Origin of the sequence: Variovorax sp. PBL-E5, assembly GCF_901827185.1 — a bacterium.
Taxonomy (GTDB): domain Bacteria; phylum Pseudomonadota; class Gammaproteobacteria; order Burkholderiales; family Burkholderiaceae_C; genus Variovorax.
Map to the genome: position 1 here is coordinate 2,739,809 of NZ_LR594671.1, position 15,919 is coordinate 2,755,727.

The 15,919-nt window shown below is 67.7% G+C and carries 17 protein-coding genes; 5 read left to right on the forward strand and 12 right to left on the reverse strand.

Annotated features, from left to right (window positions below; translation table 11 throughout):
- Positions 1–30: 30 nt before the first annotated feature.
- The 6 genes from WDLP6_RS13365 to mltG form a co-directional block, all read right to left on the reverse strand.
- Complete coding sequence (locus tag WDLP6_RS13365) at positions 31–696, reverse strand: ankyrin repeat domain-containing protein (RefSeq protein ID WP_162592718.1); 666 nt, start codon at positions 694–696, stop codon at positions 31–33.
- The gene (locus WDLP6_RS13370; protein ID WP_162592719.1) at positions 693–1,499 is read right to left on the reverse strand and encodes a TatD family hydrolase; all 807 of its coding nucleotides are present in this window, start codon (positions 1,497–1,499) and stop codon (positions 693–695) included. Before WDLP6_RS13370 ends, WDLP6_RS13365 begins: the two co-directional genes overlap by 4 nt.
- 120 nt (positions 1,500–1,619) lie before the next feature.
- Positions 1,620–1,994 (reverse strand): PilZ domain-containing protein, encoded by a 375-nt coding sequence (locus tag WDLP6_RS13375; RefSeq protein WP_162567678.1) that lies wholly within the window; start codon positions 1,992–1,994, stop codon positions 1,620–1,622.
- The gene (locus WDLP6_RS13380) at positions 1,991–3,010 is read right to left on the reverse strand and encodes a DNA polymerase III subunit delta' (RefSeq protein WP_162592720.1); all 1,020 of its coding nucleotides are present in this window, start codon (positions 3,008–3,010) and stop codon (positions 1,991–1,993) included. Before WDLP6_RS13380 ends, WDLP6_RS13375 begins: the two co-directional genes overlap by 4 nt.
- On the reverse strand, positions 3,007–3,669 hold the full coding sequence (gene tmk / locus WDLP6_RS13385; RefSeq protein ID WP_162592721.1) for a dTMP kinase: 663 nt from the start codon (positions 3,667–3,669) through the stop codon (positions 3,007–3,009). The genes WDLP6_RS13380 and tmk overlap by 4 nt, the downstream gene beginning before the upstream one ends.
- Positions 3,666–4,685, reverse strand: coding sequence for an endolytic transglycosylase MltG (mltG, locus tag WDLP6_RS13390; RefSeq protein ID WP_162592722.1), 1,020 nt, complete (start codon positions 4,683–4,685; stop codon positions 3,666–3,668). Before mltG ends, tmk begins: the two co-directional genes overlap by 4 nt.
- An 83-nt stretch (positions 4,686–4,768) precedes the next feature.
- Between mltG and ygfZ the strand changes: the two genes are divergently transcribed.
- Positions 4,769–5,692, forward strand: coding sequence for a CAF17-like 4Fe-4S cluster assembly/insertion protein YgfZ (ygfZ, locus tag WDLP6_RS13395; protein WP_162592723.1), 924 nt, complete (start codon positions 4,769–4,771; stop codon positions 5,690–5,692).
- A 4-nt stretch (positions 5,693–5,696) separates the two neighbouring features.
- Here the strand turns inward: ygfZ and WDLP6_RS13400 are convergent, their stop codons facing one another.
- From WDLP6_RS13400 to WDLP6_RS13410, 3 genes are read right to left on the reverse strand one after another with little or no spacing between them, the layout of a single operon-like run.
- Positions 5,697–6,578, reverse strand: a complete 882-nt coding sequence (locus tag WDLP6_RS13400) for a YbgC/FadM family acyl-CoA thioesterase (protein ID WP_162592724.1) — start codon at positions 6,576–6,578, stop codon at positions 5,697–5,699.
- A complete protein-coding gene (locus WDLP6_RS13405) occupies positions 6,575–7,552 on the reverse strand; it encodes an alpha/beta hydrolase (protein WP_162592725.1) in 978 nt (325 codons plus the stop codon). Before WDLP6_RS13405 ends, WDLP6_RS13400 begins: the two co-directional genes overlap by 4 nt.
- On the reverse strand, positions 7,549–8,499 hold the full coding sequence (locus WDLP6_RS13410) for a LysR family transcriptional regulator (protein WP_162592726.1): 951 nt from the start codon (positions 8,497–8,499) through the stop codon (positions 7,549–7,551). Before WDLP6_RS13410 ends, WDLP6_RS13405 begins: the two co-directional genes overlap by 4 nt.
- Before the next feature lie 98 nt (positions 8,500–8,597).
- On the opposite strand from WDLP6_RS13410, the gene bla reads away from it, so the two are divergent.
- Positions 8,598–9,464: a class A beta-lactamase gene (gene bla / locus WDLP6_RS13415; RefSeq protein WP_162592727.1), complete on the forward strand. Its 867-nt coding sequence runs from the start codon at positions 8,598–8,600 to the stop codon at positions 9,462–9,464.
- 13 nt (positions 9,465–9,477) lie between these two features.
- Here bla and WDLP6_RS13420 read toward each other — a convergent pair whose 3' ends face one another.
- Genes WDLP6_RS13420 through WDLP6_RS13430 form a run of 3 tightly spaced genes read right to left on the reverse strand, consistent with a single transcriptional unit; the run spans position 9,478 to position 13,180 of the window.
- Entirely contained in the window at positions 9,478–9,699 is a 222-nt protein-coding gene (locus WDLP6_RS13420) for a hypothetical protein (protein WP_162567687.1), read from the reverse strand.
- 46 nt (positions 9,700–9,745) lie between these two features.
- Entirely contained in the window at positions 9,746–10,816 is a 1,071-nt protein-coding gene (locus WDLP6_RS13425; protein ID WP_162592728.1) for a phospholipase, read from the reverse strand.
- A gap of 9 nt (positions 10,817–10,825) precedes the next feature.
- Positions 10,826–13,180 (reverse strand): Tex family protein, encoded by a 2,355-nt coding sequence (locus tag WDLP6_RS13430; protein ID WP_162592729.1) that lies wholly within the window; start codon positions 13,178–13,180, stop codon positions 10,826–10,828.
- 108 nt (positions 13,181–13,288) lie between these two features.
- Between WDLP6_RS13430 and WDLP6_RS13435 the strand changes: the two genes are divergently transcribed.
- The 3 genes from WDLP6_RS13435 (at position 13,289) to WDLP6_RS13445 (ending at position 15,917) form a co-directional block, all read left to right on the forward strand.
- Positions 13,289–13,780: a hypothetical protein gene (locus tag WDLP6_RS13435; RefSeq protein ID WP_232077056.1), complete on the forward strand. Its 492-nt coding sequence runs from the start codon at positions 13,289–13,291 to the stop codon at positions 13,778–13,780.
- A 62-nt stretch (positions 13,781–13,842) separates the two neighbouring features.
- On the forward strand, positions 13,843–14,421 hold the full coding sequence (locus WDLP6_RS13440; RefSeq protein WP_162592731.1) for a DUF2239 family protein: 579 nt from the start codon (positions 13,843–13,845) through the stop codon (positions 14,419–14,421).
- 146 nt (positions 14,422–14,567) lie between these two features.
- Complete coding sequence (locus tag WDLP6_RS13445; RefSeq protein ID WP_162570482.1) at positions 14,568–15,917, forward strand: MATE family efflux transporter; 1,350 nt, start codon at positions 14,568–14,570, stop codon at positions 15,915–15,917.
- Positions 15,918–15,919: the final 2 nt, after the last annotated feature.

Genomic DNA, 15,919 nt, shown 5'->3' on the forward strand with positions numbered 1-15,919 from the left:
CCAAGCTCATGCAAATGATCCCGTCGACCCTCACCATTTCCCATCCGCAGGCGGCTTCTTGCCACGCATGGCAGCGGTCAACAGCTCGACCGCATCCGGACGTTGCCCCCGTTGCGCAAAATCGAGCGCCGTCATGCCTTGCTCGTTCTTCATTTGCGTGTCGGCGCCTTCGTCCAGCAACAGCTTCACGGCTTCGGTCGAGCCGTACATGGCGGCCATCATCAAAGGCGTGGTGCCGTTGGGCGACTGCGCGTCGATGAATGCATAGTGGTCGAGCAATTGCTTCATGATGGTCAACTGCCCGGAGGTCGCCGCGTAGTGAAGCGGCGTCCAGCCGGGCTTGTTGACGGCGGCATCGCGCTCCAGCAGCCGCGTGACGACAGCCTGCTCGCCCTTGATCGCTGCCAGCATCAATGGGCTCTCGTCCTTGGAATTCCCCGCATCGACGTCGGTCTGCGGCGATTCCAGAAGCACCTGAATGACCTTGGGCGACGGCTCGCGCAAAGCGATCAGCAAGCCCGTCTGGCCCTGCGCATCCCGCGTGTTGGGGTCGAATCCACGATTCAGCAACGTCCTGATGCCGCTGGCGTTGTCGCTGCGAACGGCCCGGAAGAAATCGTCGAAAGAGCCTGCATGTGCTGCAAAAGTGCAAGCAAAAACAGAAAGATAGATGATTTTCTTCAAGTGACTTCTCATATTTTCGCCCCAGGAAAGAGGGCTTCGAAGTTGGTGCTGGTGGCCTCGGCGATCGCTTCGACCGGCAACTGGCGCACCTGGGCGATCTGTTGCGCGACAAAAGGCACATAGGACGGGTTGTTGGTCTTGCCCCGGTACGGGACAGGCGCGAGATAGGGACTGTCGGTTTCGATCAGCATCCGGTCCAGCGGAACGAACCCGGCCACGTCACGCAGATCCTGTGCCTTCTTGAAAGTCAGAATGCCGGAGAAGGAGATGTAGAACCCGAGATCGAGGGCCGCACGCGCCACCTCCGCGGTTTCGGTGAAGCAATGGAAGACGCCGCCGGCCGCGCGGCCCGCACCGTCCTCGCCCTCCTCCCTGAGGATCGCCAGTGTGTCGGCTGAAGCGTCCCGCGTGTGAATCACGAGCGGCTTGCGCGTCTCTTGCGCAGCGCGAATGTGCACCCGGAACCGGTCGCGTTGCCATTCCATGTCCGCGATGCTTCGGCCGCCCTTTCGCTCCTCCATCTGGTAGTAGTCCAGCCCGGTTTCGCCGATCGCGATCACCTTGGGCAGCGCCGCGCGCCGGACCAGATCGGCCACGGTCGGCTCGGCGATGTCCTCGTTGTCTGGATGCACGCCGACGCTGGCCCAGAAATTGTCATAGCGCGCCGCCAACGATTGCACGTCGCCGAATTCCTCGAGCGTCGTGCAGATGCACAGCGCCCGATCGACTTGCGCCGCCGCCATTGCGGCACGGATCTGCGGCATCTGATCCGCAAACTCGGGAAAAGTAAGGTGACAGTGGGAATCGGTGAACATCGTGGTTTAGTGCCCGCACCCCAGTTCAGAGATACTGCGGATCCGGCTCAGCCGGTCCGCCGGTATCGCCCCCGGCAGGGGGGTTGGCGGCCACACGAAGTGGGCAAGCCTGGGGGCGAGTCAAATAGTTTGTGTTGGGCGGTCGGACGCCATCGTGCCGCCCAGCGCCTCTTCGATCCGGGCCTTGAGCTGGCGTGACTTCTCGTCGGCCGGGAAACGGATGCCGACACCCGGTGCACGATTGCCAGCGGCGCGCGCCGGCGTGATCCAGGCGACCTTGCCGGCCACCGGATAACGCTGTGGATCTTCAGGCAGGGTGAGCAGCACGTAGACATCGTCGCCGAGGCGGTACTCGCGCGAGGTCGGGATGAAGATCCCACCCTCGGCGAACAGCGGGATGTACGCTGCATAGAGAGCCCCTTTTTCCTTGATGGCCAGCTGAATGACGCTGGGCCGGGCGGGTGCGGGGGGCGTGGGTGGTGCAGGTGTGTTCATGGGCGACGACCCGCCGAGTTTAGGGTGGTTCGCGCTTCGCTCACAAGCGCCTCGAGCATCAGCCCTGCATTGAACGGATGTTCTGCGGTTTTTGCCGCGTTTGCGAGCGACTTCGACCAGCGGGCCAGCGCAACCCGCGAAGGGGCTGGCGGCAGATCCGCGGCTTCGAAGAAGCGCGGCGCGGCGCCATTGCCCGCCGCCATCAGGTCATGGCACAGCTTCTGCAGCACACCGATGGCCTGCGATGGCGCATGGTCCGCCAGGGCGCTCGCATCGCCGCGCGACATGGCCTTGGGCAGCAAGGCCCAGGCCTTGGGCGATTGTCCCTGGCCCGCCAATCGCAGCGCATCGCTGGGCCGGCCGCCGGCACTGCGCAGCAAGCCGAGCGCATCCGCTGGCGGCACGCCTTGTGCCACCAGCCAGTCCCGCGCTTCCTCGCTCGCAGGCCACGGCAAGGTGAACCCCAGACAACGGCTGCGGATCGTCGGCAGCAGTTGCCACGCGGCCTCCGTGGCGAGCACGAAACGCACATCGCCGACCGGCTCTTCGAGCGTCTTCAGCAGCGTGTTCGCGGTGACGGTGTTCATGCGCTCGGCCGGATAGACCAGCACGACCTTCCCTCGCCCTCGCCCGCTGGTGCGCTGTGCGAAGCCGACCGCATCGCGCATCGCTTCGACGCGGATCTCTCGGCTGGGCTTGCGCTTCTTGTCGTCGATGTCGGCCTGGGCCTTTTCGTCGAGCGGCCAGCCCAGTTCCTGCATGGCCACCTCGGGCATGAGCATGCAGAGATCGGCGTGCGTGCGCACCTGGATCGCATGGCAGCTGGGGCAGTGGCCGCAGGCGCCCTCGCCCGTTTCCTCGTCCCGTTGCTCGCACAGCCAGGCCGCTGCGAGCGCCAGGCCGAGTTCGTATTGCCCCAGGCCGGAAGGGCCTTGCAGCAGCCAGGCATGGCCGCGCTGACGCAGCAGTTCGACCAGCGGCTCGCGCAACCACGGCGACAGGGCGGACGCGTTCATGATGCCCTCCCGATCCGCGACGCGACCACGCCGCGCCCGGCCAGGGCAGCCTCGACCTGTTGCCAGACCTGATCGCGCGACTGGCTCGCATCGATCCGAAGGAAACGCGATGTCTCTGCGGCCCGTTGGGCATAGCCGGCCGCGACCTGCCGGAAGAATTCGACAGGCTGCGACTCGAACTTGTCCGGCAGCCGCGCACCGGCCAGCCGCTCGGCCGCCAGCTCCGGCGCCAGATCGAACCAGAGCGTGACGTCGGGCTGCAGCAAGGCCTCGGGTCCGGCGCTGCGCCCTCCTCCCTGCACCCATTCTTCGAGCATCGACAACACGGCCGTGTCGAAGCCTCGGCCCGCGCCCTGGTAGGCGAAGGTGGCGTCGGTGAAGCGGTCGCACAGCACGACGTCGCCGCGCGCCAGCGCGGGTTCGATGACCCGCACCACGTGATCGCGACGGGCCGCGAAGACGAGCAGCGATTCGGTCAGCGGGTCCATCGGCTGCTCCAGAATCATCGTGCGCAGGATCTCGGCGATCGGCGTGCCGCCCGGCTCGCGCGTGCGCGTGACCTGCCGGCCTTCGGCCTTGAACAGCGCTTCAAGCGCATCGATGTGACTCGACTTGCCGGCGCCGTCGATGCCCTCGAGCGTCAGGAACAATCCCTTCATTGGCCGCTCCGCTGGCTGGGGTCGCCGCCCCGCTGATAACGATTCACCGCGCGGTTGTGCTCGTCGAGCGAGTTGCTGAACTGGCTCGAACCGTCACCGCGCGACACGAAATAGAGCGAGCTGCTCTGCGCCGGCTGCACCGCCGCCAGCAGCGCCGCCTTGCCGGGCATCGAGATCGGCGTCGGCGGCAGGCCGCCGCGCAGATAGGTGTTCCACGGCGTGTCGGTCTGGAGATCCTTCTTGTGCAGGTTGCCGTCGAAGCGCGTGCCGAGGCCATAGATCACCGACGGATCGGTCTGCAAAGGCATCCCCGCACGCAGGCGATTGACGAAGACCGCTGCGATCTCGGCACGGTCATTGGCCTTGCCTGTCTCCTTTTCGACAATGCTGGCCAAGATCAGCGCCTCATCGGGCGTCTTGAGCGGCAGGCTGGACGCTCTCGCAGCCCAGGCGGCATCCAGCCTCTTGTCCATCGCGCGCATGGCGCGCTGCAGCAGCGCCACATCCGTCGAACCCTTGGAATAGGTATAGGTGTCCGGGAAGAAGCGGCCTTCGGGGTGCAGGCCCGGCTTGCCGAGCAGGGCCATCACCTCCTCGTCCGTCCGGCCGACGGTCTCGGGCTTCAATTGATCGGCCTTGGCCAGGGCGGCGCGCACCTGGCGGAAGTTCCACCCTTCGACCAGCACCACGCTGCGCGTGGCTTCCTCGCCGCGCACCAGCATGTTCAGCAGCAGGCGCGGCGTGACGCCGCGCTCCAATTCGTAGCTGCCGGCCCGGATCTGCCGCGCCTGCCCTGAGAAGCGGAACCATCCATAGAGCAGTGGCGCGGGCGCGCCCACGCCGGCGTCCGATATGGCCTGCGCGATGCCGCGCGGCGTGGTGCCGGGTTCGACCGACAGGTCGACGGCCGGCGCAGGCAGCTTCAGCGGCTGGTTCACCCACCACAGACCTGCCGCGCCGGCGCCGAGCACAAGCACGGCAGCCAGGAGAAAGAGCTTGAGAAAGAAGCGGCGCACGGATTCCGATGGAGAGAGGCGGACACAGAAAACAGGTAGCCCTGCGGGTCGAACGGAACGAAGCCGACCATGATAATTCAGCGATGACCTCTGTCGTTCTGAATGGCGTCACCGCCCTCCCTCACCTCGGTGTGATTCGCGCCGAAGGCCCCGATGCCGCCGACTTCCTGCATGGCCAGCTGACCCAGGACTTCGTGCTGCTCGGTGCCTCCGAAGCGCGCTTGGCCGCACTGTGCACGGCCAAGGGCCGCGTGATCGCGAGTTTCATCGGTATCCGGCCGCAACCCGATCGGATCCTGCTGGTGTGCAGCCGCGACATCCTTCCCGCCACGCTGAAGCGGCTGTCGATGTTCGTGCTGCGCGCCAAGGTGAAGCTGAGCGATGCCAGCGAGGAGTTCGCGCTCCATGGCCTGGCAGGGACTGCGCTGGCCGCCAATGGCATCGATGCCGGCTCGGCGCCGGGCCGGTGCAGCGTGGCCGGCCAGGCGCAGGTGGTCGCGCTCTATCCCTCCGACGGCGTGCCGCGCGCGCTATGGATCGCACCGGCCGCCAGCGCGGCGCCCCAGGGTGCCGACCTCGATCTCGCGCTGTGGCAATGGAGCGAGGTGCGCAGCGGCATCGTCACGCTGACCCAGCCGGTGGTCGAGGCCTTCGTGCCGCAGATGCTCAACTACGAATCGGTCGGCGGCGTGAACTTCAAGAAGGGTTGCTACCCGGGCCAGGAGGTGGTGGCGCGCAGCCAGTTCCGCGGCACGCTCAAGCGCCGCACCTACCTCGTGAAGGCGGATGCCGCATTGGCCGCGGGCCAGGAAGTCTTTGCCGCCCACAACGCCGAACAGCCCGTCGGCACCGTGGCCCAGGCCGCCCTGGCGCCGGACGGTGGATGGGCCGCGCTGATCTCGATCCAGATCGCGGCCCTGGAAGCCGGGGGCCTGCACGCCGGCGCGGTCGATGGTGCTGCACTCACCATCGAGCCGCTGCCCTACGCGCTGCTCGAGGACATCTGAGGGCTTAGAGCGCGTCCTGGAGCGGCCGCCGCATCTCGATGTGCGCGATGTCCGCTTCCTCGAAGGGCTCGCCGTGCGGCGCATAGCCGAGCCGCGCGTAGAAGGGCTGCGCGCTGCGCTGAGCATGCAGCGTGACTTCGCGATCGCCGCGCGCCTTCGCCGCTTCTTCCAGCGCGCGCATCACCGCGGCACCATGGCCACCGCTGCGCAGTGCGCGGTGAACCGCCACGCGGCCGATGCGGCCGATGCCCGTGCCGTCCGCGATCAGCCGCCCGGTGGCGATCACCTGGCCCAGCCGGTTGCGTGCGACGCAGTGCAAACCGATAGCATCGTGCGCGTCCCATTCGAGTTCGTCCGGGATCCTCTGCTCCTCGATGAACACCGCGCGCCGCAGCGCAGCCGCACCCTCACCGAGCGAGGCCCACGTCCCTGTGACGATCTCGCGCATGGAGCCTCCCGCTTCGTAGTCTTCGAAGATCGCGCGCAGCACCTGCGGCACCGGCCTGGAGGTCTGCGTGGCCGGATCGGCAAAGACATAGACCAGTTCGCAACTCACCAGCAGATCGTCGCCGCGGAACAGCCCGCCGTGAAAGACGATCGACGAGTTGCCCACGCGCACGCACTTCATGCCGACGTCGAGCAGATCGTCCACGCGGGCCGAGGCATTGAATTCGATGGTCGCCTTGCGCACATAGAGGTCGCCCGCCAGCGACTGCATCGCCTCTTCATACGGCAGCGCCAGCGCGCGCCAGTAATCCGAGACGGCGGTGTCGAAGTACATCAGGTAGTGCGCGTTGAAGACGATCTTCTGCATGTCCACCTCGGCCCAGCGCACGCGCAGGCGATGGAAGAATCGGAAGTCGGATTTCTGCTGATTGTCGGTCATGGTTGCAAGGCTTCTTTCAGTGCGCGGGCCGCATCGGCGTGCGCCTGCAGCGCCTCGGGGATCGCGCGGCCCATCTTGACGAATTCGTGGATCACGCCGCGGTAGATCTCCAGGTCGACCGCGACACCTGCGGCGCGCAGCTTGTCGGCATAGGCGATGCCTTCGTCGACGACCGGATCGCATTCGGCCAGGCCGAGCCAGGCCGGTGCGACACCGTCCACGTCCTCGGCATTCAGCGGCGCGAAGCGCCAGTCGTCGCGCTCGGCACGATTGTGGACGTACTGGGCGAAGAACCACGTGATCAGCGGCTCGCCGAGCAAGGGCCCGGCGGCGAAGCGGCGGTGCGAGGGCGTGTCCTGGTGCGCCGTCATGCCCGGGTAGAAGAGCAATTGCAGCGCAAGCCGCAGCCCGGCGTCGCGCGCCAGGATCGCGCAGACCGCAGCCAGCGTGCCGCCCGCGCTGTCGCCGCCGACGGCGATGCGCGTGCCGTCGAGGCCCCATTGCGCTGCGTTCTTCGCCAGCGCGGCCAGTGCGTCCCAGGCATCGTTCTGGGCGGTCGGAAACTTGTGCTCGGGTGCGAGGCGATAGTCGAGCGAGACCACCGCGCAGCCGCTCTGGCGGCTCAGCACGCGGCACAGCGTGTCGTGCGTCGCGATACTCCCGACCGTGAAGCCGCCGCCATGAAAGTACAGCAGGAACGGCAGCACCTCATGCGAAGGCGCATAGAGCCGCGCCGGCAAGGCATGGCCATCGCGCGCGGGCAGCGTGAAGTCTTCGACGCGCTCGAGCGCGGGCTTCGGCACCTCGAGCACGCCGGCGCCTTTCTCGTAGGCGGCCTTGGCCTCTGCGGGTGTCAGCGTGTAGAGCGGCGGATTGCGCGCGCGTGCCATGCGATCGACCACGCCGGCCATCTTGGGCGTGAGCGGCGGCATGCCTGCGCGATCGGCCGCGACTGCGGCAAGGGTGGGGTTCATGTCCGAGACGGCACGGGTTGGATGCGAAGCTCCGGATCGTACAGTCGGCGTCTCGCCGGCCGGCCCTTCGGGGCGCCGATGGCGGCGGTCTGCTCCAGCAGCCATTGGCGAAAGGCCTGCATCGCCTGGCTCTGCGGCCTGGACCGCAGGCGGGTGAGCCAATAGCTCCCGGTCATCACTTCGATCTCGAGCGGCCGCACCAGCCGCCCATCGGCCAGTTCCTGCGCGAACATCGAGGCCGGCGCGAGCGCCGCGCCGGCGCCCTGCATCGCGGCCTCCACCATGAGCCGCGAGGAATCGAAGACCGGCCCGCGAATCGCCGGGCATGCCATGCCGGCCGCAGCGAACCAGCCCGGCCAGTCGTCCGGGCGGTACGAACGCAGCAACGTCTCGTGGGCAAGGGCCTGCGGCCGCATGATGCGTGCCGCGACGGCGGGCGCGCACAGCACCGTCAGCGGCGCATCCGTCAGATGCTCGGCCTGCATCCCCTGCCAGGTGCCGTCGCCGAACCGGATCGCGAAGTCCAGCCCCTCGGCGGCGAGGTCGACGACATTGTTGTGCGTCATCAGCCGCAGGTCGATGAAGGGGCAGCTTTCCTGGAACAGCCGCAGGCGCGGGATCAGCCATCCGACCGCGAAGGTGCCCACCACGCCGACCGTGAGGACTTCGAAGAAATGGCCGTTGTCGAATTGCTGGATCACTGCTTCCATGCGGCCGAAGGCATCGACCAGCACCGGCAGCAGTGCATGCCCTTCGTCGCTGAGCGCGAGGCCGCGCGGCAACCTGCGAAAGAGCGCAACGCCCAGTCGCGCCTCCAGCCCGCGGACCTGCTGGCTCACCGCGGCCTGCGTCACGTTCAGCTCCGACGCCGCCAGCGTGAAGCTCAGATGGCGTGCGGAGGATTCGAAGGCGCGCAAGGCATTGAGCGGAAGGTGCGGGCGCGTCATCGTCGAGCTGGTAGTTTTTCTGGGGCGAGGCAACAAATACTATCGTTTGTGCCGTCGATGCGGATCGCCGAAAGTCATTCGCTTTTCAGGACCCTTCCATGATTCATCGACGTCAATTCTCCGCCGCACTGTTCGCATCCCTGGGCATGTCATCGCTCGCTCGCGCCGAATCTCTGGCCGATCTGCCGGCGCAGCTGGCAGAGATCGAGCGCGGCAGCGGCGGCCGGCTCGGCGTCGGCGTGCTCGACACCGCCACCGGACAGCGCGCCGGCCATCGCGAGGACGAGCGCTTCCCGATGTGCAGCACCTTCAAGCTGCTCGCTTCTGCGCTCGTGCTCGCGCGCGTCGACCGGCATGAAGAACGGCTGGAGCGCCGCGTGGTCTTCGGTGCGCGCGATCTGGTCGATGGTTCGCCGATCACCGGCCAGCACGCCGGCGGCAACGGCATGACGATGGCCGAACTCTGCGAAGCCGCCATCACGCGCAGCGACAACACGGCCGGTAACATGCTGCTCGCCAGCTTCGGCGGACCGAAGGTGTTCACGACCTATGCGCGCTCGCTGGGCGACACGCTCACGCGGCTCGACCGGAACGAGACCTCGCTCAACGAGGCCCGCCCGGGCGACCCGCGCGACACCACCACGCCCGCCGCCATGCTCGGCAACCTGCAAAAGATCCTCGTCGGCGATGCGCTGTCGCCCTCTTCGCGCGCGCAGCTGCTGCGCTGGCTCGACGCCAACAAGACCGGCGATGAACGGATGCGTGCGCGCCTGCCCGCGGGCTGGAAGGTCGGCGACAAGACCGGCTCCGGAGAACGCGGCGCGACCAACGACATCGGCATCCTGCGGCCGCCGGGTCGCGCACCGATCCTGGTCACCATCTATCTCACGGAAACGGAGGCGCCGGCCAATGCGCGCAATGCCACGATCGCATCGGCCGGAGCGGCCATCGCAGGCTGGGTCTGACGTCGCGCCGGACTCAGCCCTTCTTGCCGCCGAACACCAGCAGCGCGCCGCCCACGACGATCGCCGCCACCCCGGCCCAGACCGGGAAGTCGACCTCCTGCTTTTCCTGCAGCGAGAGCTCGATCGGCCCGATCTTGGCCTGATGCGTTTCCTTGGTGAAGCTGAAGCCGCCCATGCCGAGGGCTGCAATGCCGGCCACGATCAGCACGAGGCCGACGATTCGAGTTGCATTCATGAAGATCCTCCGTTGATGCACGCCCGACTGTAGCCGCGGCGCGCCCTCACAAGGGCAGCACGTCGCACGCGCTGCCCGCATGCAGCCATTGCGCGAACTCATCGGCCAGCTGGCGCGACGCGTCGGCTGCCGCGCGCCAGGCTTTCATGCGCGCGGATGCGTCGTTGCCATAGCGCACGAAGTCGTTGCGGTCCGGCAGCTTGCCGTTGGGCAGGCTCTTCACCCATGCGGGGTCCGGCGCCAGCAGCACCATGCGATCGAGAAAGCGGGTCGCGCCATGGCGCCACTTGAGGCCCTTGTCGAGCCAACCCGGCACCACGGCTTTCTGGAAATGGGGATAGAGCACGATGCCGTCGGCGTTGCCGTAGTCCAGGTGCAGGTGGTAGTCGGTGATGCCGCCGTCCCAGTACGCGCCACGGGGGGCGCCGGGGATGTCGTGCACGGCCTCGAGCATGAAGGGGATCGAGCAGGAAGCCTGCAGCGCCAGCTCGAAATTCAAGGGCATCAGTTCGACCTGCCGCGTGCGAAAGTCCCGCGTGCCGAAAGGCAGCACCGCACCCGGGCTGGAGAACACCACGCGTTCGAGCCATGCGCCCAGGCTGCGGCGATGCATGCTGTTGGAGAGGAAGGCGCCCAGGTAGCCGACCGGCGTGCGCGCCCTGCCCTCGCGCCCGAGGATGTGCCGGCCGCGCGAGGTGATCACATGCAGCCGATAGCGCGGGTGGCGCAGCACCTCGTCGACGCGGCCGCCGTAGAAGCTGCGCAGCCCTTCGCAGAACTGCGCGCTGACCTCTTTCGCGCTCAGACGTTTCTGGCCCGCCGGCACTTCGAAGTGCTGGTGGATGTAGCCGTGCTCGAACTGCTCGAAGGCCGTCTTCGGATCGTCGAGGCAGGCGTTGGCCAGTCGCCAGGCGCCGATCGATGCGCCGACCAGATCGACGGGCTGCGCCGATTGCGGCAGCCATTCGGAAAAAAGAAAGCGGTCGATCGGCCCGAGGATCAAGCCCTTGGGTCCACCCGCCGCGCCGGGAATGATGCGCACGTCCTGCGGCCGCAGCCCATGGGCCTCGATGTGCGCGCGCGCCGCGGGGCCGGCGTGGATGCGCAGCGCCTTCATGCGCCCACTTTACTTGCGCAGGCCCTGCAGCTTGGCAAAGGCGGAAGCCATCTGCCCCGAAGGCTGCGGGCTGTTGTCGCGGCGCGGTCCCTGCTGCCCGCGCCCTGCCCCTTCGAAGCGGTTCTCGCGCGGACCATCGCGCCGCGACGGCGCGGCATCGAGCTTCATCGACAGCCCGATGCGCTTGCGCGCGACGTCGACCTCCATCACCTTGACCTTGACGATGTCGCCCGTCTTCACGACCTCGCGCGCATCGTTGACGAACTTGTGCGAGAGCTGGCTCACGTGCACCAGCCCGTCCTGGTGCACGCCGAGGTCGATGAAGGCGCCGAACTGGGCCACGTTGCTCACCGTGCCTTCGAGCACCATGCCTTCGACCAGGTCCTTGATGTCGTCGACACCGTCGTTGAAGCGCGCCACCTTGAAGTCGGGTCGCGGGTCGCGGCCCGGCTTCTCGAGCTCGCCGAGGATGTCCTTGACGGTGATGACGCCGAATTTCTCGTTGGCGAACAGCTCGGGCCGCAGCGTCTTGAGCATCTCGGCGCGGCCCATCAGTTCGGCGATCGGCTTGCCGGTCTTCTCGATCATCTTTTCTACCACCGGGTAGGTTTCCGGATGCACGCCGGTCACGTCGAGCGGATTGGCGCCGCCGCGGATGCGCAGGAAGCCTGCGCTCTGTTCGAAGGTCTTGGCACCGAAGCCGCTCACGTCCAGCAATTGCTGCCGGCTCGCGAACGCACCATTGGCCTCGCGCCAGCGCACCACCGCCTTGGCCACGCTGGCCGACAGGCCCGAGACGCGCGACAGCAGCGGCACGCTCGCGGTGTTGAGGTCGACGCCGACCGAGTTCACGCAGTCCTCGACCACCGCATGCAGCGTGCGCGCGAGCTCGCTCTGGTTCACGTCGTGCTGGTACTGGCCGACGCCGATCGACTTGGGATCGATCTTCACCAGCTCGGCCAGCGGATCCTGCAGCCGGCGTGCGATGCTCGCGGCACCGCGCAGGCTGACATCGACGTCGGGCATTTCCTGCGACGCGAATTCGCTCGCCGAATAGACCGAGGCGCCGGCCTCGCTGACCACCACCTTCTCGACGTTCACCGCCGGCGCGCCGGCCTGCTGCGTCATCTTTGCGAGCAGCTTGATCAGGTCGGCCGCCAGCTTGTCGGTCTCGCGGCTGGCGGTGCCGTTGCCGATCGCGATCAGGTTCACGCCGTGCCTGGCGCACAGTTTGCCGAGCGTGTGCAGCGAGCCTTCCCAATCCTTGCGCGGCTCGTGCGGGAACACGGTGGCGGTCTCGACCAGCTTGCCGGTCGCATCGACCACCGCCACCTTGACGCCGGTACGGATGCCCGGGTCCAGCCCCATCACGACGCGCGGGCCGGCGGGCGCCGCCAGCAGCAGGTCGCGCAGGTTGTCGGCGAAGACCTTGATCGCGACCTTCTCTGCCTCTTCGCGCAGCCGCGTGAAGAGGTCGCGCTCGGTCGACAGCGCGAGCTTGACGCGCCAGGTCCAGGCCACGCACTTGCGGATCAGATCGTCGGCCGGCCGGCCCGCATGACTCCATCCAAGGTGCAGCGCGATCCTGCCTTCGGCGATCGACGGCTTGCCCGGCTCGGGCTCGACCGGCAGCACCAGCTTGGCATCGAGGATGTCCTGCGCGCGGCCGCGGAACACGGCCAGCGCACGGTGCGAAGGCACGCGGCCGATCGGCTCGTCGTAGTCGAAGTAGTCGCGGAACTTGGAGACGTCGGCGTTGTTCTCGTCCTTGCCGCTCATCAGGCTCGACTTGAGAAGGCCCTCGGCCCACAGCCATTCGCGCAGGCGCTGCACCAGCGGCGCATCTTCGGCCCAGCGCTCGGAGAGGATGTCGCGCACGCCGTCGAGCACCAGCGCGACGGTCGAGAAATCGAGACCGTCGGCGGCCGGCTTGACGAAGGCCGCGGCTTCTTCCGCGGGGTTCAGCGTCGGCTCAGCGAAGAGCCTGTCGGCCAGCGGCTCGATGCCGGCCTCGCGCGCCATCTGGCCCTTGGTGCGGCGCCTCGGCTTGTAGGGCAGGTACAGGTCTTCGAGCTCCTGCTTGGTCGGCGCGGCCTCGACCGCGGCGCGCAACTCGGGCGTGAGCTTGCCCTGCTCCTCGATGCTTTTCAGCACGGCGGCGCGGCGGTCTTCGAGTTCGCGCAGATAGGACAGGCGCGCTTCGAGTTCGCGCAGCTGGATGTCGTCGAGGCCGTCGGTCGCCTCCTTGCGATAGCGTGCGATGAAGGGCACGGTGGCACCTCCGTCGAGCAGATCGACGGCGGCCTTCACCTGGTGCTCGCCGACCTTGATCTCGGCCGCGAGCTGGCGAATGATTTTCTGCATGTCTGGAGGAGCGTTCCTGGAGCGCGCCGCCGACGGGCCGGCGACGCAGGGCGGGTAAAGCGCGGAAGTTTGCCATAGGGCCCGCGGCGACAATGGCCCGGCATGCGCATGCTCAAGAAACTCCTGGCCGCACTCGCCGCCGTCCTCCTCGTTCCGATCCTGCTGTTCGAGGAATGGGGTTGGGAACCGCTGGCCCGTGTCGTGGCGCAACTGACCCGCCTGCCCTTGTGGGCGCGCTTCGAACGCTGGCTCAGGTCCCTGCCGCCATGGGCTGCGCTGCTGGCGTTCTTCGTACCGATGGGGGTGTTGTTCCCGATCAAGCTGCTCGGGCTGTTCCTGCTCGGCGAAGGCCACGGACTGAGCGCGCTGTTGCTGCTGTTGGCGGCCAAGGTGATCGGCACCGCGATCGTGGCGCGGCTGTTCCAGCTGCTGGAGCCGACGCTGATGCGCATTCCGCTGTTCGCGCGCTGGTATCCGCGCTGGAAGACCTGGAAGGACCGCATGCTCTCGATCGTGCGCGCGAGCGCGACCTGGCGTGTCGTGCGCCGCCTGAAGGATGGCGCACGCCGCCGGTGGCGCCAATGGCGCGGCACCGCCTGATCCGCTGAATTTTCACCCGGGTAGATTGCCAAGGGGTTTTTGTCCGGGTATTATTCGCGCCCATGTCATCCCCCGCACCCGAATCCACCCTCACCGCTTTCGCGGGATTCCGGCGCATCGCGTCCGGCCCGCGCGCCGAGGTGATCGCCAAGCTGCGCAAGCTGCGCCGCCATGCCGAGGACGCGGCACCCTTCGTGTTCGACGACGCCACGGGCGACCGTCTCGACCTCGATCTGCGCCACGGCCCTGCGCCCGCAGCGGCCGCCACGCCATCCGAAGGACAAACGGCGCGCGGCGTCGGCCGCCCACGCCTGGGCGTGGTGGCGCGCGAGGTCACGCTGTTGCCGCGCCATTGGGAATGGCTCGGCCGCCAGCCCGGCGGCGCCTCGGTGGCGTTGCGGCGCCTGGTCGACGAGGCCCGCCGAGTGCATGCCGGCCGCGACGCCGAACGCGGCGCGCGCGAAGCCACCTACCGCTTCATGACCGCGATCGCGGGCGACCTGCCGGGTTTCGAGGACGCGACCCGCGCGCTCTTCGCCGGCGATCGTTCGCGTTTCGATGAACTCGTCGCGCCCTGGCCCCAGGATTTGCGCACTCACCTTCACAAGCTTGCCGCCGCGGCCTGGAGCGCCGCATCATGAAAGGACCCACCCTGACCCCCGACGCCGCCCTCGACCCCGAAGACATCCAGCACGCCGGCGAGATCGCCGCACCGCCCGCGACGGTGGCCGACCCCGTGCCACCGCCGATCGCGCCGCAAGCCAACGCCAACCGGCACGCCGCAGCGATGGCGTCCAACAAGCCGCTATGGCAGACCTTCCTGCTGTTCCTCGCGCCCATGCTGCTGAGCAACATCCTTCAATCGCTGTCGGGCACGCTCAACAACGTCTACCTCGGTCAGATGATCGGCGTCGGCGCGATGGCGGCGGTGTCGAGCTTCTTTCCGATGATGTTCTTCTTCATCGCCTTCACCATCGGTCTCGGCGCCGGTGCGTCGGTGCTGATCGGCCAGGCCTGGGGCGCGCGCGAACTCGACAAGGCGCGCGCGGTCGCCGGCACCACGCTCACGGTGGGCGTGCTGTTCGGCCTGTGCGTGGCGGTGTTCGGCGGCGCCTTCACGCAGCCGATGCTGGCCGCGCTGGGCACGCCGGCCGACATCCTGCCGGACGCCACGCGCTATGCACGCATCATCCTGATCGCGATGCCGGGCCTGTTCGTGTTCCTGCTTTCGACCGCGATGCTGCGCGGCGTCGGCGACACGGTGGCGCCGCTCTACACGCTCTTGATCTCGACCGGGCTCGGCGTCGTCATCACGCCGGCGCTGATCCGCGGCTGGTTCGGCCTGCCGCAGCTCGGCGTGGCCAGCGGTGCCAGCGCGACCGTGGTCGCGTTCGTGGTGGCGACCACCTGGCTGGCCTTCCATCTACGGCGCAAGAAGAGCCCGCTCGCGCCCGATGCCGATTTCGTTCGGCACCTGCGCGTGCGGCCAAAGCTGCTGCTGGCGGTGCTCAAGGTCGGCGTGCCCACCGGCGTGCAGATGATCGTGGTGTCGCTGGCCGAACTCGTGCTGCTGTCCTTCGTCAACAGCTACGGCTCCAATGCGACGGCGGCCTATGGCGCGGTGAACCAGGTGGTGGCCTACGTGCAGTTCCCGGCGATCTCGATCGCGATCACGGCCTCGATCCTGGGTGCGCAGGCCATCGGCGCCGGACAGGTGCAGCGCCTGGGCGCCATCACGCGCACGGCGCTGCTGATGAACCTGGTGCTCACCGGTGCGCTGGTGCTGCTGGGCTACCTGTTCTCGCGTTCGCTGATGGGCTTCTTCATCACCAGCGATCCGGTGATCGAGGTCGCGCAGACGCTGCTGCACATCATGCTGTGGAGCACGGTGATCTTCGGCATGGGCTCGGCGTTGTCGGGGATCATGCGCGCCAGCGGTTCGGTGCTGGTGCCGACCTCGATCTCGATCTTCTGCATCGCGCTGATCGAGGTGCCGGTGGCGTGGTGGTTCAGCCATCGCATCGGCCTCAACGGCATCTGGATCGCCTACCCGGCGGCCTTCATCTCGATGCTGACGCTGCAGGCCTGCTACTACCGCTTCGTGTGGCGCAAGAAGGCGATCCGCAGGCTGATCTGAGG